Annotated in this window: 20 protein-coding genes and 1 pseudogene; 11 read left to right on the top strand and 10 right to left on the bottom strand. The window is 63.4% G+C overall.

Translation table 11 applies throughout. The features are described 5' to 3' along the window. Positions 1-2 precede the first annotated feature (2 nt). From VGO04_RS21565 to VGO04_RS21530, 8 genes are all read right to left on the bottom strand, one after another. A complete protein-coding gene (locus tag VGO04_RS21565; RefSeq protein ID WP_327497995.1) occupies positions 3-977 on the bottom strand; it encodes an oligopeptide/dipeptide ABC transporter ATP-binding protein in 975 nt (324 codons plus the stop codon). Beyond that, positions 974-1,990 carry an ABC transporter ATP-binding protein gene (locus VGO04_RS21560; RefSeq protein ID WP_327497994.1) on the bottom strand — a complete coding sequence of 339 codons (1,017 nt, stop codon included), beginning with the start codon at positions 1,988-1,990 and terminating at the stop codon, positions 974-976. The genes VGO04_RS21565 and VGO04_RS21560 overlap by 4 nt, the downstream gene beginning before the upstream one ends. Next, the gene (locus VGO04_RS21555) at positions 1,987-2,847 is read right to left on the bottom strand and encodes an ABC transporter permease (RefSeq protein WP_327497993.1); all 861 of its coding nucleotides are present in this window, start codon (positions 2,845-2,847) and stop codon (positions 1,987-1,989) included. The genes VGO04_RS21560 and VGO04_RS21555 overlap by 4 nt, the downstream gene beginning before the upstream one ends. Continuing rightward, positions 2,847-3,797, bottom strand: a complete 951-nt coding sequence (locus tag VGO04_RS21550) for an ABC transporter permease (RefSeq protein WP_327497992.1) — start codon at positions 3,795-3,797, stop codon at positions 2,847-2,849. Before VGO04_RS21550 ends, VGO04_RS21555 begins: the two co-directional genes overlap by 1 nt. A 146-nt stretch (positions 3,798-3,943) precedes the next feature. Then, complete coding sequence (locus VGO04_RS21545; protein WP_327497991.1) at positions 3,944-5,419, bottom strand: ABC transporter substrate-binding protein; 1,476 nt, start codon at positions 5,417-5,419, stop codon at positions 3,944-3,946. Between the two features lie 43 nt (positions 5,420-5,462). Further along, positions 5,463-6,209 carry a glucose 1-dehydrogenase gene (locus VGO04_RS21540; RefSeq protein ID WP_327497990.1) on the bottom strand — a complete coding sequence of 249 codons (747 nt, stop codon included), beginning with the start codon at positions 6,207-6,209 and terminating at the stop codon, positions 5,463-5,465. A 67-nt stretch (positions 6,210-6,276) separates the two neighbouring features. Beyond that, on the bottom strand, positions 6,277-7,722 hold the full coding sequence (locus VGO04_RS21535; protein ID WP_327497989.1) for an aldehyde dehydrogenase family protein: 1,446 nt from the start codon (positions 7,720-7,722) through the stop codon (positions 6,277-6,279). Further along, positions 7,719-8,402: a GntR family transcriptional regulator gene (locus VGO04_RS21530; protein WP_327497988.1), complete on the bottom strand. Its 684-nt coding sequence runs from the start codon at positions 8,400-8,402 to the stop codon at positions 7,719-7,721. The genes VGO04_RS21535 and VGO04_RS21530 overlap by 4 nt, the downstream gene beginning before the upstream one ends. Positions 8,403-8,767: 365 nt before the next feature. Between VGO04_RS21530 and VGO04_RS21525 the strand changes: the two are divergent. Continuing rightward, positions 8,768-9,457: pseudogene (locus tag VGO04_RS21525) on the top strand (DUF599 domain-containing protein); the annotation flags it as partial. Positions 9,458-9,661: 204 nt separating this feature from the next. Next, entirely contained in the window at positions 9,662-10,030 is a 369-nt protein-coding gene (locus VGO04_RS21520; RefSeq protein WP_327497986.1) for a DUF427 domain-containing protein, read from the top strand. 325 nt (positions 10,031-10,355) lie between these two features. On the opposite strand, the gene VGO04_RS21515 is transcribed toward VGO04_RS21520, so the two are convergent. Then, positions 10,356-11,081, bottom strand: coding sequence for a glutathione S-transferase (locus VGO04_RS21515; RefSeq protein ID WP_327497985.1), 726 nt, complete (start codon positions 11,079-11,081; stop codon positions 10,356-10,358). Between the two features lie 158 nt (positions 11,082-11,239). Between VGO04_RS21515 and VGO04_RS21510 the strand changes: the two genes are divergently transcribed. The 6 genes from VGO04_RS21510 (at position 11,240) to VGO04_RS21485 (ending at position 16,991) form a co-directional block, all read left to right on the top strand. After that, positions 11,240-12,241 carry a LacI family DNA-binding transcriptional regulator gene (locus VGO04_RS21510; RefSeq protein WP_327497984.1) on the top strand — a complete coding sequence of 334 codons (1,002 nt, stop codon included), beginning with the start codon at positions 11,240-11,242 and terminating at the stop codon, positions 12,239-12,241. Between the two features lie 161 nt (positions 12,242-12,402). Beyond that, positions 12,403-13,437: a sterol desaturase family protein gene (locus VGO04_RS21505; protein ID WP_327497983.1), complete on the top strand. Its 1,035-nt coding sequence runs from the start codon at positions 12,403-12,405 to the stop codon at positions 13,435-13,437. An 8-nt stretch (positions 13,438-13,445) separates the two neighbouring features. Beyond that, entirely contained in the window at positions 13,446-13,757 is a 312-nt protein-coding gene (locus tag VGO04_RS21500; protein WP_275027285.1) for a MocE family 2Fe-2S type ferredoxin, read from the top strand. A gap of 81 nt (positions 13,758-13,838) precedes the next feature. After that, positions 13,839-14,783, top strand: coding sequence for a substrate-binding domain-containing protein (locus tag VGO04_RS21495; protein ID WP_327497982.1), 945 nt, complete (start codon positions 13,839-13,841; stop codon positions 14,781-14,783). Between the two features lie 121 nt (positions 14,784-14,904). Beyond that, positions 14,905-16,110 (top strand): NAD(P)/FAD-dependent oxidoreductase, encoded by a 1,206-nt coding sequence (locus VGO04_RS21490; protein WP_327497981.1) that lies wholly within the window; start codon positions 14,905-14,907, stop codon positions 16,108-16,110. Further along, entirely contained in the window at positions 16,110-16,991 is an 882-nt protein-coding gene (locus VGO04_RS21485; protein WP_327498281.1) for a sugar phosphate isomerase/epimerase, read from the top strand. The genes VGO04_RS21490 and VGO04_RS21485 overlap by 1 nt, the downstream gene beginning before the upstream one ends. On the opposite strand, the gene VGO04_RS21480 is transcribed toward VGO04_RS21485, so the two are convergent. Beyond that, positions 16,984-17,925, bottom strand: a complete 942-nt coding sequence (locus tag VGO04_RS21480; RefSeq protein WP_327498280.1) for a LysR family transcriptional regulator — start codon at positions 17,923-17,925, stop codon at positions 16,984-16,986. The genes VGO04_RS21485 and VGO04_RS21480 overlap by 8 nt on opposite strands. 150 nt (positions 17,926-18,075) lie before the next feature. Here VGO04_RS21480 and VGO04_RS21475 point away from each other — a divergent pair, with 150 nt between their 5' ends. From VGO04_RS21475 to catA, 3 genes are all read left to right on the top strand, one after another. Beyond that, the gene (locus VGO04_RS21475) at positions 18,076-19,257 is read left to right on the top strand and encodes a muconate/chloromuconate family cycloisomerase (protein ID WP_327497980.1); all 1,182 of its coding nucleotides are present in this window, start codon (positions 18,076-18,078) and stop codon (positions 19,255-19,257) included. 10 nt (positions 19,258-19,267) lie between these two features. Continuing rightward, a complete protein-coding gene (gene catC, locus VGO04_RS21470; protein ID WP_327497979.1) occupies positions 19,268-19,558 on the top strand; it encodes a muconolactone Delta-isomerase in 291 nt (96 codons plus the stop codon). A gap of 72 nt (positions 19,559-19,630) precedes the next feature. Next, positions 19,631-20,569 carry a catechol 1,2-dioxygenase gene (gene catA / locus VGO04_RS21465; protein ID WP_327497978.1) on the top strand — a complete coding sequence of 313 codons (939 nt, stop codon included), beginning with the start codon at positions 19,631-19,633 and terminating at the stop codon, positions 20,567-20,569. The last annotated feature ends 145 nt before the right edge of the window (positions 20,570-20,714 follow it).

Below are 20,714 nucleotides of genomic sequence, written 5' to 3'. Positions count from 1 at the left end.
TCCTAGGCAAAATGGCAGCGGGCGGACCAGGCCGGCGTCACCGGCTTGGCCTCAGGCGTTCGCGTCAGACAGATCTCCTGCCTGCGGGGACAGACGGCAGCATAGGCGCAGCCGGCTGCGGTTGTTGCTGTATGGACAGGCGTTTGCGGCGGCCCATCGGAACGTACGCGCTTGCGCCGCCCGGAGAAGGGCTTCGGCACGGCGGCAACGAGCGCCTGGGTATAGGGGTGGCGCGGATTGTCGAAGACCTCGTTCGTTGGCCCTTCCTCGACGATCCGGCCGAGATGCATGACGGCGACCCGGTCGGTGATGGCGCGCACCACGCCGAGATCGTGGCTGATGAACAGATAGGAAAGACCAAGTTTTTCCTGCAGGTCCATCATCAGGTTCAGCACCTGCGCCTGGATCGACACGTCAAGCGCCGAGACCGGCTCGTCGGCAACGATCAAGGAAGGCCGGGTAACCAGCGCGCGGGCAATGGCGATGCGCTGGCGCTGGCCGCCGGAAAATTCGTGCGGGTACTTGTCGGCCGACGCCAGCGGCAGGCCGACGGCTTCCAGCACTTCGGCGATCCGCCGTTCACGCTCGGCCGTACTGGTGCCGCGCTCCAGCGATACGATCGGCTCGGAGATGATTGTCCGGACCGTGTGGCGCGGATCGAGCGAGCCGTAGGGGTCCTGGAAGATCGCCTGAAAGCCTTTGCGGGCTTCGCGCAGTCCAGACCGGTCGAGCGCGTAGATATCCTTTCCGGCGATATTGACCTCGCCCGATTGCGGCCGTTCCAGCCCCATGACGGCGCGCGCCAGCGTCGACTTGCCGGAGCCGCTTTCGCCGACGATCCCAAGGCTCTGGCCCGCCGCCAGCTCGATGCTGACGCCGTGCAGCACGCGCAGGCGGCTTTGTTTCGAGAAGATCGACGGCCGCGGCAGGTCGTACTCGCGCACGAGATCGGTGGTCTTCAGAATGGTCTTGGTCACGGTGCCACCATCCTTTCGCGCGGATGAAAGCAGGCGGCGCGATGCGGCACATGTTCATCTGTGTTGATCAGGTCCAGCGCCGGGATCGCCTGGCGGCAATCGGCTTCAGCGAAGGAACAGCGTTCGGCAAAGGAACAGTGGGGCGGACGACCGAAGGGATCGGGAACGATGCCGGGGATGGCATTCAACCGTGGCCGACCTTCGCCCGTCGGGCGTGGCGCCAGGGCGGCGGCGTGTGGCGAGGCGGCGAAGAGGCCGCGGGCATACGGGTGTGCCATGTGGGCAAAGACATCGTCCGTACGCCCGGTCTCGATGATGCGCCCGGCATACATCACGGCGATGCGGTCGGTCATTTCCGAGACAACGCCGAGATCGTGGGTGATCAGCATCAGCGCCGTGCCGGTGTCCTCGATCAGTTCGTCGAGCAGGTCGAGGATCTGCGCCTGCACTGTCACGTCAAGCGCCGTTGTCGGCTCGTCGGCGATCAGAAGGTCCGGTTCGCAGGCAATTGCCATGGCGATCATCACGCGCTGCCTTTGGCCGCCCGAAAGCTGGTGCGGATAGAGATCGAGATCAAAGCGCGGCGCCGGCAGGCCGACCCGGTCGAGAAGGGCGCGCGCTTTCTTCTCGGCATCCGTCTTGGTTTCGCCGAGATGCAGCCGCCGACCCTCAGCGATCTGCGCGCCGATCGATTTCACCGGATTGAGCGCGGTCATCGGCTCCTGGAAGATCATCGCGACACGCCGGCCGCGGTAGCCGCAATAATCGGCTTCCGGCAGCCCCGCGAGATTGCGGCCGTCGAACAGGAGTTCGCCGCGCACGCGCATGCGCTGCGGCAACAGCCCCATGACGGCGAGGGCCGTCATCGACTTGCCGCTGCCGGATTCGCCGACGATGCCGAGGCGTTCGCCGCGGTTGAGCTCCAGATCGATGTCGCAGACGATATCGACCTGGCTTTTGCCTGCCGAGAGTTCGACCGACATGCCGGCCATGTGGAGCAAGGGGTTCGTCATCGTTGCCGCCTCACGCGCGGATCGAGAATGTCGCGCAGGCCGTCGCCAAGCAGATTGAGGCCGAGCACGGCGAAGGTGATCGCCAGCCCCGGGAAGATCGCGAGCCACGGCGCCTGGTAGATGAAAGTCTGGGCGTCGTTCAGCATCTTGCCCCAGCTCGGCATCGGCGGCTGGGTGCCGAGACCGACATAGGAGAGGCCGGCTTCAGCGACGATCGCGAGCGCGAACTGGATCGTCACCTGGACGAGCAGCACATGGTTGATGTTCGGAAGAATGTGCAGAAGGGTGATCGCAACGTCGCCGCGACCGGCACAGCGAGCGGCCTGCACATATTCGCGCTTCCAGAGGCCCATCGAGGCGCCGCGGGTGACGCGGGCAAAGACCGGGATGTTGAAGATGCCGATCGCGATCATCGCGTTGGTCGCACCGGGACCGAAGATGGCGGTGATGATGACGGCGGTCAGAAGTGCGGGGAAGGCAAAGGCAAGGTCGCTCATGCGCATGACGAGGCCGTCAACCCAGCCGCCGCGGGCAGCCGCCCAGGCACCAAGCGGCACACCTATGCCGGCGCCGACGAGCACCGCGACGATCGAGACCGAGATCGAGTTGCGGGCGCCGACCATGATCATCGACAGGATGTCGCGGCCGAAATTGTCGGTGCCGAACCAGTGGCCAAGGCTCGGCCCCTGCAGCTTGTCGCGAAAATTCATCGCGGTCGGCGAATAGGGCGTCCAGACGAAGGAGACGAGCGCCATCGCCACGAGGATGAGGGTGACCGCGGCGCCGATCGTCAGGCTGCGGCTGCCGACGAGCTTGGAGAGGAGGCCGGGTTCGGAGGCAGATGCTTGAGCGGACATCAGTGGCCTCCCCGCGACAACCGCGGATCCAGGTAGCCATAGACCAGATCGACGAGGAAGTTGATGGTGATGACGGAGGCGGCAAGCAGCGTCACCAGCGTCTGCACGGTGACGAGATCGCGCTGGGCGATCGCCTGGAACACCAGGCGGCCGATGCCCGGCAGGTTGAAGACGTTTTCGATGATGATCGTGCCGGCAAGCAGAAAGGAAAACTGCAGGCCGACGATGGTGACAACCGGGATCAGCGCATTCGGTACGGCATGCTTCCACAGTGCGCCCGAGTGGGAAAGCCCTTTGGCGCGGGCGGTGCGGATGAAATCCTCGCCGAGCGTTTCGATGACGGCGGAGCGGGTCACACGTGCAAGAATGGCGGCAAGCGGCAGGCCGAGGGCGAAGGCGGGCAGGATCAGCGACTGCAGCCCGTTCCAGATGCCGCCTTCCCAGCCGGCAAAGCCTGACGCCGGGAACCAGGCGAGCTTCAGCGCGAACAGCAGGATGAACAGCAGCGCCAGCCAGAAGTTCGGGATGGCGACGCCGACCTGGGCGATGCCCATGACGACGGTGTCGCCGGCCTTGCCGCGGTTGGCGGCGGCATAGACGCCGATGGTTATGGCGACGACGACGGAGATCGCCATCGAAAGCAGAGCGAGCGGCAGCGTCACCAGAATACGGGGGCCAAGCAGTTCGCGGATCGGCACCGAATAGGTGAGGCTCGTGCCGAAATCGCCGACGACAAAGCCGCCGATCCAGTGGAGGTAACGTATCCAGATCGGCTGATCGAGGCCGAGCTGCCGGTGCAGCGCCGCGATCGCATCGGCGTCGGCATTCATGCCGAGCATAAGCACGGCGGGGTCGCCGGGCAGCACCTGCATCAGCAGAAAGACGATGACTGAGGCGGCGAGCGTCGTCAGAACGAGCGACACGAGGCGACCGCCGATAAAGGAAACCACATCAACCTCCCGGAAAGAGCGCGCGTTGGCCGGCGCCGGGTGTGCCGGCCAACGCCTGGTCTATATCCGCCCTCCGTCAACGGGCGGATAGAGCGGGAAGGGGAAGCATAAGCGGTTTTCCGCCCGCATCCCCCTCCAACGAAGGGTCAGTTTTCCCAATAGGTCTGGGTCTGGTCGTCAGCCGGAACCGGCATGTTCTTCCAGAGGCCCTTTACCTTCTTGTTCCACACGCCGATCTTCGGCAGCGCGTAGAGGAAGACGTTCGGCTCGTCGGCGGCGAGCTTGCGCTGCAGCTGGCCTGCGAGATCCAACTGCTCGGCTTCGGTCGAGGCCTGCGTGAAGGACTTGTAGAGCGCCTTGTATTCCGGGTTCTGGTAGTTGAAGTAGTACTTGTCGCGGGCATAGATATCGAGGTCGCGGGCCTCGGCATGGGCGATGATCGTCGCGTCGAAGTCCGAGTTCTTGAACACCTGGTCGAGCCATTGCGCGAACTCGATCGGAACGAGGTTTACCTTGACGCCGACTTCGGCAAGCATTGCCGCGATGATCTCGCCGCCACGCCGTGCATAGGCCGGCGGCGGCAGCATGATGGTGATCTCGAGGTTCTGAACGCCGGCCTCCTGCAGCAGTTGCTGCGCCTTGCCCGGGTCGTAGGCGTAGGTGTCGTTCAGGTCGACATAACCGGGCTCGACCGGCGAGTAGTGCGAGCCGATCGTCGTGCCGAAGCCCGAGTAAGTGCCTTCGACCAGCGATTTGCGGTCGATCGCGTAGGCCAGCGCCTGACGGACGCGGACGTCATCAAACGGCTTCCTCGCATTGTTGAGCGCAAGCACCACCTTGCCGGATGTGCTGCCGACCTCGACCTGCAGGTTCGGATCGCTCTGAAACTGGCTGACGAGTTCGGCCGCCTGGAACATCGGGAAGGCGTCGACGTCGCCGGCGAGAACGGCGGCAGCGGCAGCCGACGGATCGCTGATGAACTTGAAGGTCACTTCGCTGAGCTTGGCCGGTTCGCCCCAATAGTCGGCGTTCTTCTCCAAAACCACCTTGTCGCCCTTCGCCCATTCCTTGAACTTGAACGGGCCGGTGCCGACCGGCTTGGTCTTGTTCTCGGCGGCAGACGAAGGCGCGATCATCACGGCATCGCCCCAGGCCATGTTGAACAGGAAGTTGGACGCCGGGCGCTTCAGTGTCACGACGGCGGTTGCCGGATCCGGGCACTCGGTCTTTTCGATCGGCTCGAACAGGCCTTTCTGTGCATTGGTGGAATCCGCCGAGACGGCGCGCTCATAGGAGAATTTCACGATCGAGCAGTCGAACGCGGTGCCATCGTGGAACTTGACGCCCTGGCGAAGCTTGAAGCTGTAGGTCTTCTGGTCGTCGGAGACCGTCCAGCTCTCGGCGAGCAGCGGCTTGACGCTGCCATCCTCGACCACGCGCACCAGACCCTCGAAGAGGTTGCCGTAGGTGATGTAGCGGATCGGTGCTGCGGCACCCGCGGTCGGGTCGAGGCCCGGCGGCTCCAGCACCTGGCCGACGGTGATCGTGTCCTTGGCCATCGCCGTCGTCAGCGACGCGGCGATGAAGCACGAGGCAAGTGCCCATTTCGTCAAGTTCATCATGGTTCCCCCGCTTTGCGGTTTGGTTGTTTGTGGTCCCAGTTGCTTAGATCGACCGACCGCCGTCGACGTCGAGCGCGACGCCAGTGATCATCGACGCCTGCGGCGAGGCGACGAAATAGGCGGCCTCAGCGAGATCTTCCGGCTTCAGCAGGCGCCCGAGCGGAATGGAGTCGCGGAACTTCTTGCGGATTTCTTCGCTGTCCTCGCCCATGAACGTGGTGAGAAGCGGCGTTTCCCCGGCGACCGGATTGAGCGCGACGACACGGATGTTGAAGGGCGCAAGCTCGATCGCCAGCGCCTTGGTGGCAGACACCACCCAGCCCTTGGTCGCATTGTACCAGGCAAGGTTCGGTCGCGGCCGGTTGGCGCCGGTCGAAGCGATGTTGACGATCACGCCGGCCTTGCTGTCCTTCATGTGCGGCAACAGCGCTCGCGTCATCAGGTAGACGCCGCGTACATTGACGCCGAGGATGCGATCGAATTCGTCCGGTTCGACCAGTTCGGCGTTCTGCGGCTTGTGGCCGATGCCGGCATTGTTGATCAGGATATCGACGCGCCCGAATTTTTCGAGGCCGGCCGCAACGGCGGCTTCGACGTCTGCTTCCTTGGCGATGTCTGCAACAACCGCGAACGCGTTGCCGCCGAGCGCCTTGGCAACACGTTCGGCGCCTGCAGCATCGCGATCGACGACGATGACCTTGGCGCCGCCCTCGACGAAGCGTTTGGCAATGCCCTCGCCGAAGCCGGAACCCGCGCCGGTGATGAGAGCGACTTTACCTTCTAGTGACACGGTATTTCTCCTCAGGCATTCATAGCTGGAGCAGGATGGGGCGGACGCCGCCCACATTCACCCCGTTCTAGCCGTGGTAGACAGAAATGGTTTTCATGCTTGCAAAGCCGTAGAGGGCCTCAAAACCCTTCTCACGGCCATGGCCGGATTTCTTGACGCCGCCGAAGGGCAGCTCGACGCCGCCGCCAGCGCCGTAATTGTTGATGAAGACCTGGCCGGCGTGCACGGCGCGCGCCATGCGCAACTGCCTTCCCCCGTCATTGGTCCACACACCGCAGACGAGACCGTAGGCGGTGCCGTTGGCAAGGCGGATCGCTTCTTCTTCGCCGTCGAACGGCATGATCACCTGTACCGGGCCGAAGATCTCTTCCTGCACCGTGCGGTGCGCATGAGGCACATCCCGCAAAAGAGTGGGCGCGACATAGGCGCCTTGCGAGGGCGCGTCGGCGACGATCTCGCCCTGGGCCGCGATCTTGAGGCCGTCCTTCGCGGCATCGGCGAGGAAGCTTTCGATGATGGCCTTCTGCCTTTGCGAGACGACCGGGCCGACGGAGAGATCGGCGCTGGCCGGGCCGACCTTCAGCGCGCGGTAACGTTCGCTCATGCGCGCGACCACCTCTTCGTAGACGGCGCGCTCGACGAGGATACGCGACGAGGCCGAGCAGGTCTGGCCGGCATTCTGGATGCCGGCATTGACGAGGAACGGAACGGCGCGGTCGAGGTCAGCATCGGCAAAGACGATCTGCGCCGATTTGCCGCCAAGTTCCAGCGTCACCGGCACCGCGTTCTTCGCGGCAGTCGCCTGCACCATCTCGCCTGTTCGAACCGAACCGGTAAAGGAGATGTGATTGACGTCGGGGTGTTCAGAAAGGGCAGCGCCCGCTTCCGAGCCGAAGCCCGTAACAACGTTGAGTGCGCCGGAAGGCAAGCCTTCTTCTTCGGCAATCCGTGCGAATTCGAGGATCGTCAGGCAGGCCTCTTCCGCCGGCTTGACCACGGCGGCATTGCCCATGGCAAGGGCGGCACCGAGGCTGCGGCCGAGGATCTGCATCGGGTAGTTCCAGGGGATGATATGGCCCGTGACGCCATGTGGCTCATAGACGGTCAGCACGGTGAAGCCGTTCTGATAGGGGATGGTGTCGCCATGCACCTTGTCGGCGGCGCCGCCATAGAATTCGAGATAGCGGGCAAGTGCCACGACGTCGGCGCGTGCTTGCGTCACGGGCTTGCCGACATCGCGCGCTTCGAGTTCCGTCAGAAGGTCGATGTTGCGCAGCACCGCTGCTGAAATGCGCGTGAGCACCCGGCCGCGCTCGGTCGGCGTCATCTGGCCCCAGTCGCCGGAGAGCGCCGCGCGTGCGGAGCGCACCGCGAGATCCACGTCGTCCCGGGTTCCCCGGGCGATGCGCGCGAATTGCTCGCCGCTGGAAGGATCGCGGACAGGAATGAACTCGCCGCCTGTTGCGTCCTGCCAGGTGTTCGCGATGAAATTGCCGTAGGTCTTCACAGTCATGCCTCTTCGTCAGTCTCGCGCCCCTCAAGGAGCGCCTTCAATCTCATGGCCGTCGCGTTGATATGGGCGCGCGCCAGTTTCTCAGCTTCGTCAAGGTTGCGCGCAGCGATCGCCTCGACGATCAACCCGTGTTCGGCGACCGCGGTGTTCGCCCGTTCGCTTGAGAGCGAAAAGGCGGGCGCAAAGACTTGCGAGGTCATGCGCAAAAGCGGCCCGAGCGGCGCCAGCGAGGCATTGCGCGACGCACTGACGATCGCCTCGTGAAAGACGACGTTGGACTGGGTGTAGGCGGCGGGATCCCAGCGCTCGACGATCTTGCGCTGGCGTTCGACCTGTTTTGCCAGGTCCTTGATCTCTGCGGCGGTGGCCCGCTCGGCGGCGTTGCGGGCAGCCACGCCATCCATCGCCTCACGCACCGCATAGGCGTCGAGCAGCTTCGGCAGGTCGGCGGTCGCGACCCTGACCCCGCTCCCCGGCTTGTTGACCACGAGCCCGTCGCGCTCGAGCACCCGCAATGCTTCGCGAAGCGGTGTGCGGCTGATGCCGAACTCGGCGGCGATCTTTTCCTGGCGCAGCGTCGCACCCGGCGCATAGACCCCGGCATAGATGCGTTCGCGAAGGGCCTGGGCCACTTCGTCGAGAAGGCGTGACTGGCTTCGCCATTCAAAGGATTGGTTCATCGATCCCTCCCAAGATCGAGGCAAATTGTATCCAGGATACAGGCGTTGTCAATCGCTCAAGGTGCGCGTGGTCGACAGGAAAGGGCGGGTCATCGAACAAGTCCGCACGCTTGTGCCGCGCCAGGCAGAAACGCACGGGCAAAATTCGGTCGTTGGCAGGTCGCGCCGCCGTCGCTGCTTATGATCGAGGCTCGAAGTAGCGGATGACGTGCGATGGGGTCGACCCGTCGATCAACGACGGCTCCGCATGCGTCCGTCGGAGGGTACGAAGGGCGGCGCACTTCGAACCTGTTGGCGTTCGCGCCGCGTTGACGAGACCCGTTCACCTGCCTCTATTAGGAGCGGGTAATGGTGGGAGGTCAGCCGTGCAGTTGCTCGATTGGATTGCGATTGTCTTTTTTCTGGTGACCTGGGCGGCGTTGGAGCCGATGATGGCGCTCGGCTGGCCGCGCCGGAAGGACAGCCTAATGCTCGACATGGTGAGCGTCCGGAAAGCCTGGATGCGCGAGGTCCTGACGCGGGATACGAACTTCATCGGCGATGCCGCCATTCTCGGTCACACGATCAACTCGGCCTCGTTCTTCGGTTCGGCCAACCTGATTGTCATCGTTGCCATCAGCGGTGCGCTCTTCGTGCAGCCGATACCCACGCTCAATGCCGGGATCATCGGGATGTTCGCACCCATCGAGCCGCTATGGCTGTTCCAGATGAAAGTGCTGCTCATCATGGCGACCCTGTTGCGCGGGCTTTCCGATTTCATCTGGGCGGTGCGGCAGATCAACTACTGCCTTGCGGCGATAGGAGCCAGCCCATCGAGGGAGGAAGTGCGCGATATCGCGGCGTGGGCGCACGCACTTTCGCTGATGATCAATCCCGCCCTTCGTTCCTTCAGCCAGGGCGTCCGCTCCTATTATTTCACCGTCGCAGCGGCGGTCTGGTTTTTCGGCCCGGTCATGTTCATGGTTGCCACGATCTGTTCCGTTGGGCTGCTCGTCTGGAGGCACAGCTGGTCAGATACGGCCAAGGGCGTGATGGCCGTGCGCAGGTTGCTCGACGAAAGCACCCAACCGGCGACCGAGGCCGGCGAGAAGCCGAACGCAGCGCTCCGCACTGCGGCGGAAAAAAACTGACAGTCGCCAGCGTCGAGAATGTCGCTGACGCCATCGATATCTGGCTGCATCGGGGCCTGGCCCTGCTGATTGGAAATCGGTCACTCGATTACCATCTAGAGAACGACAACGTTTCAGAGGTGATCGCCCATGCCCGAAAAACCGATGAAGATCCCTGGTCCTGATCATCCAATCAGCATAGCTCGAAACCCGGGACGCGTCGTCGTCAAGGTCGGCGGACGCGTGATTGCTGACACACGCGATGCGTTGACTTTGCAAGAGGCGTCCTATCCGCCGGTGCAGTACATCCCGCGCAAGGATGTCGACATGTCTTTGCTCGCGCGCACGGATCATACATCGCACTGCCCGTATAAGGGCGAGGCGTCCTATTATAGCGTCCCATCCGGCGGCGAGCGGTCGAACAATGCTGTCTGGACCTACGAGAACCCGCATCCGGCGGTCGCCGGAATCAAGGATTTTCTGGCGTTCTACCCCGATCGGGTGGATTCGATCGCGTAGGTTTAGCCGCCGTCGCAACGGCTCCGCCCACGTCTGATCAATCCGATGGCTGGCGCCCCATGGGCTAGGAAATGACATTGCGGACGAAGCGCACAACGGTGTCGCCTTCGTTGATGTAGGAATGGGCCTGGGCCGAGCTGTAGACGGCAAAGCTGCCGCTCACGCAATGCTTGCGCTGACCGGAGAGAGCGCCATGGACATGGAGGGCTATTTCAGGATCGGCTACGCCAACAATGAAGGCATCCTGCGCGAAGGGTTGAGGCGCGTCTCCGAGTTCCTGCGTGAGCAGCGGGCCGCCGCTGCGTGATGCCGGCGGCCCTGTTGCTCAGGGCTCGATGTCGAGTTCGGGATAGCGGCGAAAGATGCCGTTTTCGTTGAATGCCAGCCGTCGGGGAGACGCGAGGTACGCGGCGATGTTCGGCCGCGCTTTCACGGAGCCATGCAGCTTCAGAAGCGCGGGGTATTGCGGCTCATAGTGACGCATGGCTTTTGGAAACGCATAGCGGAGCCCTTCGATTACCTGGAAGAGCGACAGGTCGACATAGGTGGTGTCGCTGCCGACCGCGTGGCCGCTGCCCTCAGGGTTTTGCGCGAGCACGCGCTCGAAGTAACCGAGAAATTTCGGGATGCGGTTGGTGACGAATTCGAACGCCCGGTCCTTCGCCTCCTCCTTCTGCTCCTCGTAGTATTTCGACGTTGCGATCGGATGGTGGGTGTCGTGCACCTCGGCGACGAAGTCCGTGATCGTGAGCTGCAGGCCGTTGGCGAACCAGCGCGACGCTTCGTCCTTCGCCGCCAGTCCGAGCTTGGGACCGAGATAAAGGAGAATGTTCGCCACGTGCGAAACGATCTGGTCGCCGTCCCTTAGAAATGGTGGAGCGAAGGGGACGTGCGCCTCATCGGTGCTGTCCATCAGCTTTAGCATTTCGCCGGTGCCGCGGCCCGGCACGCGCGTGACGTCGACATAGTCAGCCCCGGCGTCTTCGAGCGCCAGCCGCACAAATTCGCCGCGGCCCTGGATGCCGTCCCAGTAATACAACTCGTAGGTCATGGATGCCTCGTGCAGTTCCGAATACGGGCTTGATATAGGTGGGGATTGGACGGCGGCGAGGTCGATGCCGAACATCGGTCAGCTCTCTGTCGAAGACGACATGTTCCATGTTAAGTCGCTAAGATCCTGTCGTGCCGGCCCGTGCCTAGGAAACCTTTGTGAGCAAACCGAACTATCGCGATATCGCCGAGTTGGCGGGCGTCGGGACCGCCACGGTCGAGCGCGTGCTCAACGGACGCGGCGGCGTTCGACCGGAACTGGTCGAAAAAGTGGTCGTTGCCGCGCGGAGCCTGAACTACCCGCGCACGCTTCCCGATGCCCATCGCGGGCTTTTGCGCATCGACGTGCTGATGGTGCGCCCGGAGACGACGTTTTATCGCCGCCTGTCGCAGGCGTTCCAGCGGATCGCCGAGACGCTCGATCCGCTCGTGGTCGTCCATCGAAGCTTTACCGAGGAGATGAAACCGGAGGAGATCGCCAGGCGCATCTTATCAACCGACGTGCCGCGCGCCGGATTGATTCTTGCCGTACCCAACCATCCCTTGATCAGCGCCGCCGTCGAGGCCGTGGTTGCGCGTGGCGTGCCAGTTGTCCATGTCGTGACAAGGTCTTCCGACAAGCTGGGAGAATTCGTCGGCATCGACAACTACGCCGCAGGGCGGACAGCTGCGCTCTACATCGGCCGCATGGGGACGCGCGCCGGCCCGGTCGTTGCGCTCTGTCACCCGATCTATCAGGTCCATCGCGACCGTCTGAGTGGCTTTTCGGACTACTTCCATGATCACCCAGGAGAACGCCGGTTCGAATGGCTGGGTTTTACCCGTGACGAGGAGCACTACGGCGCCGAAGCGCTGCGATCGGCGCTCGAGATGTATCCTGATTTGGCCGGCATCTATAACGCCGGCGGCGCCAACGCAGCGTTGATCGACGTGCTTCGCCGGCATCCTCGCGGGCGTGAGATCTTCTTCGTCGGCCACGAGCTGACCGACTATACCCGCAAGGCGCTTGCCGACGGCATCATGGATGTCGTTCTCGACCAGGCGCCCGAGGCCCAGGCCCGCCGTACCCTTGATCTCCTGCTGCGACGCATCGGCCTTTCCGAGATGGAGCCGGACAAGGCACCCATTCGCTTCATCACCATCACCGCCGAGAGCCTTTGATCTGATTTGATCAAGGAAGCCTTCGGTTATCAGAGAACCTCCTGTTAGATTTTGATCAGCAAGGAGGCCGGCATTTCAAGTGCCGAAAATCAGCGCCCAGAGGCGCTCTCCTTCGCCAGTGATTTTGCGGAACCCACGCGTTCCGCCGGGAGGAGAGCGTCATGGATGATCTGAAATATGGGACGCGCAACAAGCGCGGCGACTGGGCGCCGAACGAGCCGATCGAGACGGCGCCGCTGTTTGCCTTTCCGCCGAAGCTGATGGCGCTCGTCAAGTGGCTGCCACACTACTTCTTTCCGTGGAACGCGATCTTCGCCGCCTCGGCGGTTGCCTATTGGGCCTGGGTGATCCCACCTGTTGAGACGATGCAGAGCTTGAGCTTCGGCTGGATCGCCTGGCTTTATGTGGTCAATACCGTCTGCGTCTTCCTGTTCTATGGCGCATTCGAACTGCACCTCTACGTGCTGAAGCGGCAGGAAAACCGCTTCAAGTATAACGGCAAGTTTCCGGCCGAGCAGAAGAGCAAGGCCTTCTGGTTCGAGAGCCAGAACCTCGACAATGTCCTGCGCACGTTCCTGTCGGGCGTGACGATCTGGACCGCCGTCGAGGTCGCCATGCTCTGGGCTTACGCCAACGGCTATGCGCCCTGGCTCACCTTCGCGGAAAACCCCTGGACGCTTGCCCTTGTCGCGCTCGTGGTCCCCGTTATCCACGAGTTCCACTTCTTCTGCATCCACCGGCTCATCCACACGCCGCTGCTCTACAAGTGGGTGCATTCGGTCCACCACAATTCGGTGAACCCGTCGCCCTGGTCGTCGCTGTCGATGCATCCGGTCGAACACTTGCTTTATTTCGGTACCGCCTTCTACCACCTGGTCCTGCCGTCCAACCCGATCCTGATGCTCTACCAGCTGCACTATGCGGGCTTCGGCGCCATTCCCGGCCATGTCGGCTTTGACAAGGTCGAGGTCGGAGAAGAGACCCTCGTCGATAGCCACGCCTATGCGCATTACCTGCACCACAAGTATTTCGAGGTGAACTACGGCGACGCCCTGATCCCGCTCGATCGCTGGTTCGGCACCTGGCACGACGGCTCCAAGGAGGGCGAGGCGCGCATGCAGGAGCGCTACCGCAAGCGCAAGGAAAAACTCGCAGCCCGCAAGGCGCGCAACACCATCGGGGAGGCAGCAGAATGAGCAACGTCATAACCTGGGTACCAGCCTGCAAACTGGACGACATCGAACAGGAAGGCGCGATCCGCTTCGACCATGCCGGCCGCACCTATGCGATCTATCGCGGCCCAGACGACAGTGTCTATTGCACCGCCGGCCTCTGCACCCATGAGGCCATTCATCTCGCCGATGGGCTGGTCATGGACTACGAGGTGGAGTGTCCCAAGCATTCCGGCGCGTTCGACTACCGCACCGGTGAAGCCATCAGGCTTCCGGCCTGTGAGAACCTCAAGACCTACCCCGCCGAGATCGTCGACGGCGAGGTCCGCGTGGCACTCGGCTAAGGCCAGCCACGTCAGCATTGGCCGGGCCCGCCGGGCCCCCGGAATGCACTCGGGTGATCCGGCACCCCTCGGGAGGAAATCATGAAATCCATGTGCCTGGCGGCAGCGCTTGCCGCCTTGATGGGAAGTGCTGCTTCGGCGGAGACGATCGGTGTCTCGATGCAAAGTTTTGACAACAACTTCCAGACGCTGCTGCGCGAGGGCATCAACGCTCGTGTCACGGAGGTCAACGGCGCCACTGTCCAGATCGAGGACGCCCAGACCGATATCTCCAAGCAGCTCAACCAGGTGAACAACTTCATCGCCGCCGGCGTCGATGCGATCATCATGACGCTGACCGATACTTCGGCTGCCCCAGGCATCAGCGAGGCGGCGGAGAAGGCCGGCATTCCGCTCGTCTACCTCAATCTCGAACCGGAAAACCTCGGCAAATTGCCGGCAAAACAGGCCTATGTCGGCTCGAAGGAAACCGACTCCGGCCGGCTGGGGGCGGAGGCCGCCTGTTCGCTGCTGAAGGAAAAGGGCAAGGCCGGAGACGCGCAGGTCTATATCCTGATGGGCGACCTCGCCCACCAGGCCTCGCGTGACCGGACCTCGTCGTTCAAGGAGACGCTGGCCGCCGGCGACTGCAAGGGCGCCACCATCGCCGACGAACAGTCAGCCGCCTGGACACGCACCAACGCGATGGACCTGACGACGAACTGGATCACGGCGGGACGGCCGATCGACGTGGTCTTTGCCAACAATGACGAGATGGCGATCGGTGCCATCCAGGCGCTCAAAGCCGCTGGTGTCTCGATGGACGACGTGATCGTCGTCGGTATCGACGCGACGCAGGATGGCCTTGCCGCCATGGCCGCCGGCGACCTCGACGCGACCGTGTTCCAGAACGCCAAGGGGCAATCGGCAAGCGCCGTGGACGCGGCCGTCTCGCTCGTGCGCGGCGAAGCCGTCGACAAGAATGTCTGGGTTCCGTTCGAACTCGTCACGCCGAAGAACATGGCGGACTACGCGACCCGCAACTGATCCTCCCCGGCCGGCGCATTTCTCCTGCCTGCGCCGGCCACCCTTTTTCTTGAGGTGAACAGGTTGAGGCGTGGTTCTCCGCCTGTTCCCGTTCCACCTTACTGATCTACGGAGCCAGTCCATGGACCGCATCGTCATCATCGGCGCCGGCGAAGCCGGTACCCGCGCCGCTTTCGCACTGCGCGAAGCGGGCTTTGCCGGCAGTGTTACGCTGGTCGGTACAGAGCCGCATTTGCCCTACGAGCGGCCGCCGCTGTCGAAACCGCTCAACGGTACAGTCCACATGAAGCCGATCTGCGGTGCCGAGGTGCTTCAGGCTGCCGGCATCGACTATCTTCAGGGTGTATCGGCTCTGAAGCTTGATGCGGATGCCCGGTCCGTTGCCTTGAGCGACGATCAGACGCTCGCCTACGACAAGCTGCTGCTTGCGACCGGTGCCCGGCCGAGGCGGTTGGCATGCCCGGGCTCGCAGCGCGCGCTCGATTTCCGCACCTTTTCGGACGCAGAGGTCATCTTCTCCCGGGCCCAGACGGGAAAAAGCGTCGCCATTATCGGCGGCGGCCTGATCGGCATGGAACTCGCCGCCGTGCTGCGCGGCAAGGGCCTCGCCGTCAGCGTGATCGAAATGGCCCCGAAGCCGCTCGGGCGCGCGGTGCCGCCGCGCTTTGCCGCCAGGCTCCATGCCCGGCATGAGGAAGAAGGCGTCGCGTTCCACTTGGGGCAGGGCATCGGCGAAATCACTGACGACGCCGTTGTTCTTGCCGATGGCACGACGGTGCCGGCCGATATCGTCGTTGCCGCGATCGGCGTGTCTCCGGACACCGCGCTGGCCGAGATGACGGGGCTCGCGATCGGAAACGGCATCCTGACGGACAACTGCCTGCGAACCAGCGATCCGAACATCTTCGCCGCGGGCGATTGCGCTGCGGTGGCGCAGCCGGGCGGCGGGCACATGCGGTTTGAGAGCTGGCGCAATGCCCGCACTCAGGCAGAAATCGTCGCCCGCAACATGGCCGGCGGCAAGGAGGCCTTCGCCTCCATCCCCTGGTTCTGGACCGATCAATACGACCTCGGCCTGCAGGTGGCGGGTCTGCCGCAGCCGGAACATCAAAGCGTAATTCGCCAACTCGACGGCGGCGAACTGGAGTTTTATCTCGATGCCGGGCGTCTCGTCGCGGCGGCGGGTCTCGGAGCCGGCAATAGTGTCGCCAAGGATATCAAGCTTTCGGAGATGCTGATCGCCGCGGGCGTCAGCCCGGATCCTGCCGCGCTTGCCGATCCCGGCGTGAACCTCAAGGCGCTCTTGAAGAGCGCGCGGGCGGCATGATGCAGACACTGCTTGTCTTTCAGTCGCTCTGGGCGATGGAGCGCCGGCACCCGGATGGCCGGGAGCGCAGCCTTGAGGAAAACATCGCTGATATCGTCGAAGCCGGGTTCGACGGCGTCAGTGCGCATTATACCAATCGTCATGACGTTCTCCGCCTCAACGAGGCGATCCGCGGGACCGGCTTGAAGGTCGAGGGCGTCTGTTTCCCTCGAACTGTTGAAGACCTCACGCTCACACTGGAACTGGCCGCGGAGTTTCCGGTCAGCCATATCGACCTGCAGGCGGATGTCCGCCCGCGTCGGGTGGACGATTGCCTGCCGCTTCTCGACGGCTGGATGCGGCTCGCCGAGAAGGCCGGCGTACCCGTCTATATCGAAACCCACCGCCACCGGATCACCAGTGACCTCTTGTTCACGTTGGATCTGCTCGACAGGCGGCCGGACCTGCCGCTGCTTGCCGATCTCTCGCACTATCTCGTCGGCCGCGAGTTCGCCCTGCCGGTCGAGGTGGAAAGCCACGCGCAGATCCAGCGCATCCTCGATAACGCCTGGGCCTTCCACGGACGCATCGGCTCCTGCCAGCAGATCCAGATCGAAATCTCCTTTCCGCAGCATCGGCCCTGGGTCGACCTTTTCCTGGGGTGGTGGGGCTACGGCTTTCGCAGCTGGCGGTCGCGTGCCCCTGCAGACGCGCAACTGGTCATGACTTGCGAACTCGGCCCCCGACCCTATGCGATCACGGATCGGGACGGCAACGATACGACGGACCGGTGGGCCGAGGCGCTCCTGCTTCGGCGGATCGTGCGGGATGTTTGGGCTAAGAGCGCGGACGTCTGCAGCGACGAAGTCCTGGGCGGGCGCGTGCCCGATCTCGTCACTTAACGAACGAAGGCCGAAACGGCAGATTGTGCTCCAGGCCAAGCCAGGGTGGGTTCTCCGCATACATCTCGACGATCAGGTCCTTGATCAGCTCGATATAGCGCGAGCTGTCGCCGACCCGGTGATTGAGAATGACCGGCGAGGTCGCGCGTTCGCCCTCGATCATGCGGTAGTGGACGTCCGAGCGCACCTGACGGGCCGAGGAGGGCACGACGCAGAGCCCGGCCTCCGAGGCGACGAGGCCAAGCGCACTCTGGATTTCGCGCACCTCATGCACCTCGGCCGGACGCACATCGTTGCTGTGGAGCAGGCTGAGCACGTGATCGGCATAGCTCGGACGTGGTTCCTTCGGGTAGACGATCAGCTTCTGGCCGGCGAGCGCCTCCAGCGGAAGGGGGGATGCTTCTTCCGCAAGCGGCGTGCCCTGCGGTATCGCGATGGCGAGGCGTTCCTCGCGCATCAGGATGCCGACGACATTGGGGTCGCTGTGGTGAAGGCGACCGAAGCCGACATCGATGCGACCCTCCTTCAGCGCCGCGATCTGCTGCACAGACACCATTTCGAGCAGGCGGATGTCGAGCTCGGGCGCGTTCTGGCGCAGCTTGCGCACCAGCGTCGGCAGCCCGCCATAAAGCGTGGAGGCGACGAAGCCGATGGAGAATATCCTGTTCTGGTTCAGTCCGATCCGGCGCGTTGCCTCCACCATCTGCTCGACCCTGCCGAGAACCTGCAGCGACTGTTCGTAGAAGAGCCGCCCGGCCTCCGTCAGCCGCACGGGACGGCTCGCACGGATGATCAATGGTACGCCTAGCTCTTCCTCCAGAAGCTGGATCTGCCGGCTGAGCGGCGGCTGGGCGATGTGCAGTTGCTCGGCGGCACGGGTGAAATTGCGCTCGCGAGCGACGGCGACGAAGTAGCGAAGCTGGCGCAGGTCCATGTTCAAGCTCTCATTTTCCTACCATTGCGGTATGTTGCAGTGCGGTAACCGCATGTATCCGTGGATATTCTGTCATACTATACCATAAAGGTATCGTAGCGAACCTATTTGGTGTTGGACGCCGCCAAAGACGCGGCGCACAGTTCAGCCATGAACACGACCCTTGCACCCATCGCCCCGTCAGTATCCTTGGCCCCCGTCGTCGAACGGGTCGAGACGATGCTGGTCGATCTGCCGACCATCCGGCCGCACAAGCTGTCGGTCGCGACCATGACCGGGCAGACGCTGATGCTGGTGAAAGTCCATTGCAGCGACGGCACGGTCGGCATCGGCGAAGGCACGACGATCGGCGGGCTGGCCTATGGTGGCGAGAGCCCGGAAAGCATGAAGCTTGCGATCGATACCTATTTCGCGCCGGCTATGCTCGGTGAGGACGCGACCCGCGTGAAGGCGCTGATGGCGCGCATCGGCAAGGCGGTGAAGGAAAACCGCTTCGCCAAGTGTGCCGTGGAGACGGCACTGCTCGACGCACACGGCAAACGTCATGGCCTGTCGGTCGGCGAACTGCTCGGAGGTGCGCTGCGCAGACGCCTGCCGGTCGCCTGGACGCTCGCTTCGGGCGATACCGCCAAGGATATTGCCGAAGCAGAGAGAATGCTCGACCTTCGCCGTCATCGGATCTTCAAGCTGAAGATCGGCGCCAGGCCGCTGAAGGACGACATCGCCCATGTGGCGGCGATCAAAAAGGCGCTCGGCGACCGAGGTGCTGTGCGCGTCGACGTCAACATGGCCTGGAGCGAATTCGAGGCGGCCTATGGCATGGCGGCGCTCGCGGACGCCGGTTGCGAACTGGTCGAACAGCCGGTCGCCTCGACCGCAGCGCTCGGCCGTCTGGTCCGCCGCTTCCCGGTGGCACTGATGGCGGACGAGTCGTTGACCGGACCTGAATCGGCCTTCGAGATTGCCAAGACCAAGGGCGCCGACGTCTTTGCCGTCAAGATCGAACAGAGCGGCGGGCTTTTTAACTCGCAGCGCGTTGCCGCGATCGCCGACGCCGCCGGCATCGAGCTTTATGGCGGCACGATGCTCGAAGGTGGCATCGGCACGGTGGCGTCAGCCCATGTCTTTTCGACCTTCGCCAATCTGCAATGGGGCACGGAACTCTTCGGCCCACTGCTTTTGACCGAGGAAATCCTGGCGACGCCGCTCGACTACAGCGACTTCGAGCTGACGGTGCCGGATGGGCCAGGTCTGGGGATTGAACTCGACGATGACCGGCTGAAATTCTTCGCGCGCGACGGGCTGCGCAAGACCATCAGCGTTGCGAAGTGAGGAGATGGCGATGCTGTTTCACGTAAGAATGGATGTGCGCCTTCCTCATGACCTGCCCGCCGAAGAGGCGGCCGAAATTCTCGCTCGCGAGAAGGCCTATTCTCAAGCGCTGCAGCAGAGCGGCAAGTGGCGTCATATCTGGCGGATCGCCGGCCAGTACGCGAATTTCAGCGTCTTCGACGTCAGGGACAATGCCGAGCTGCACGAGATCCTCTCGGGCCTGCCGTTGTTCAAATTCATGCAGATCCAGGTGACGCCGCTGCTGCGTCATCCCTCGGCGATCCGTGAGGACGACACCTGAGATTTCGTTCGGCCGCCGCCGGGAGGTTGGCAGGCGGCTTAGCTTTCAATCTATCCAAGTGGAGGAATTATCATGAGCGTGAAGATTTTCGACAAGCCGGAGACGCAAGCTTTCCTGAAGACCCTGAGTGGTCTCGACAAGGACGGCGGCAATCCGCGCGTCAAACAGATCGTGCACCGGCTGATGTCGGACCTGTTCAAGGCGATCGACGACCTCGACATCACTCCCGACGAATACTGGACCGGCATTGCCTGGGTGAACGAGATCGGTGCGAGCGGTCAGGCCGGCCTGATCTCGCCCGGCCTTGGCCTCGACCACTTCCTCGACGAACGCCTCGACGCGATCGACGAAGAACTTGGCATCAAGAACCCGACGCCGCGCACCATCGAAGGCCCGCTCTATGTCGCCGGCGCGCCGTCCTCGGAAGGTTTTGCCCGTCTCGACGACGGCCGCGACACCAACGGCCAGCCGCTCATCATGCACGGCACCGTCTATGACGCCGACGGCCAGCCGCTGAAAGGCGCGACCGTCGAGGTCTGGCACTGCGACACCCGCGGCTTCTACTCGCATTTCGACCCGACCGGCGTGCAGGCGCCGTTCAACATGCGCCGCACGATCGTCACCGACGCCAAGGGCTGTTACAAGTTTCGGAGCATCGTGCCGCATGGCTACGGCGTGCCTCCGGGCAGCCCGACCGAGCAGCTGCTTTCGGCGCTTGGCCGCCACGGTCAGCGTCCGGCGCATATCCACTTCTTCATCAGCGCCGACGGCCATCGCAAGCTGACCACCCAGATCAACATTGCCGGCGACCCGCTGGTCAACGACGATTTCGCCTATGCGACCCGTGACGGCCTGGTGCCCGATGTCACCGAGCGCACCGACGAGGCGAGCATCAAGGCGAACGGTCTTTCCGGTCCCTTCGCAGAGATCGAATTCGACATCCATCTGACCTCATTGGTGAATGGTCTCGACAACCAGATCAACGAGCAGCGCAAGCGCGCCGCCGCCTGATAAGTGTTGCGGCGGCCGACCGAGCCGCCGCCCCTTGCCACCGACATTGTTGCAATCGCTAGAGCCGAGCACGGATCAGCCGTTTGCGGGAGAAGAACCATGTCCGCAGTTATCGACAAAGCCCAAGCCCTCGACGACCTGCTCG

Source organism: Ensifer sp. (assembly GCF_035999185.1).
GTDB lineage: Bacteria > Pseudomonadota > Alphaproteobacteria > Rhizobiales > Rhizobiaceae > Ensifer.
Note: the sequence above shows the minus strand (reverse complement) of the source record. Positions and strands in the feature narration are given on the sequence as shown.